2 protein-coding genes are annotated in these 1191 nt (G+C 70.3%); both read right to left on the minus strand.

Annotated elements, in window-relative coordinates:
- Positions 1-424: S-adenosylmethionine:tRNA ribosyltransferase-isomerase (locus tag ACT84W_RS11020; RefSeq protein ID WP_444329256.1), on the minus strand; the 424-nt coding region annotated here is incomplete at its 3' end.
- A gap of 102 nt (positions 425-526) precedes the next feature.
- Positions 527-1183, minus strand: a complete 657-nt coding sequence (locus ACT84W_RS11025; RefSeq protein WP_444329258.1) for an epoxyqueuosine reductase QueH — start codon at positions 1181-1183, stop codon at positions 527-529.
- Between the last annotated feature and the right edge of the window lie 8 nt (positions 1184-1191).

Genomic DNA, 1191 nt, shown 5'->3' on the forward strand with positions numbered 1-1191 from the left:
AGTCCTCGACGAAGTCGACGATGGTGCCGGTGAGCACGACGGGCGCGGAGTCGGGGGCGTGCAGACCGCCCGCGCGGTACTCGATCACGATGCCCGGCTGCTTCAGTCGCTTGCCGGGGTTGACGAGACACTCCCACACGTGGCCCATTGCGTCGATGTCCTCGCGGCGCTTGAGCAGCAGCGTCTCGCAGACGCCGCCGGTGCCGCGCTTCTTTCCCACGAGGCGCGCGGGCAGCACGCGGGTCTTGTTCGCGACGACGAGGTCGCCGGGCTCGAGGTAGTCGATGATGTCGGTGAAGGTCTTGTGCTCCACATGGCCGTCCTCGCGGTCGAGGACGAGCAGGCGGCAAGAGTCGCGGGGCTCGGCGGGGGCCTGGGCGATGAGCTCGTCAGGGAGCGGGTAATCGAAGTCGTCGGTGCGCATGGTCTGCCTTTCCACGGAATAAACCGCAGAACAGTCTAGCCCTAGCGCCGCCGCGCTCCAAATCAGCGGGGATTTAGGCCGAGCTCGCGCGCAGCGTGCCCGCTACCCCCGCTCGGCGGCGAGGGCGAGTTTGGCAGCCGCCTTCGCGCGCTTGCGCTCGTCGCGGGCCTCGTGCCGCTCGATTGCGGCCTCCGCCGAGCTGAACCGGCAGCCGCAATAGTTCTGCCGGTACATCCCGAGCTCGCGCGACTCCCGGGTCGCCTCGGGGTAGAACGGCCGGAAGTCCTGCCACACGGGCTCGAGGCCGTGCTTGGCGGCCGTCGCCCGAAGGAGCTCGCCGCAATCGTCGAAGAGCTGGTAGGGAGAGACCGCGAGCGTGGTCGAGACGTGCTCGAACCCCAGCTCAGCGGCCACGCGGCACGCCTCGTCGAGGCGGATCGCGTAGCACGCGCGGCAGCGGGCGCGCCGGTCGAAGCCATGGGGCGCGGCGGCGCGCTCCCACAGGTCGCGATCGTCGCCCGCAACGACGACGTCCACATGCGCGGCGTCGGCCGCCCAGGCTTGAAGCGTGCACAGGCGCAGGTCGTGCTCGGCCACGGGCTGGATGTTCGGGTTCGTCCAGATGATCGTGGGCTCGAAGCCCTGCTCGCGCAGGATGCGAAGGGGCTCGAGCGAGCAAGGCCCGCAGCACGCGTGCAGGGCGAGGGGGACGCGCCCTTCTTGCCGTGCGCGCGAGGTGTCGTGTGCGTCGCGGCTCATGCGGCTAC

Source organism: Paratractidigestivibacter sp. (assembly GCF_052362415.1).
GTDB lineage: Bacteria > Actinomycetota > Coriobacteriia > Coriobacteriales > Atopobiaceae > Paratractidigestivibacter.

What these genes read in the sequence shown, in the direction of transcription:
- ACT84W_RS11025 (WP_444329258.1), bottom strand. Translation starts at nt 1,183, where the DNA reads ATGAGCCGCGACGCACACGACACCTCGCGCGCACGGCAAGAAGGGCGC.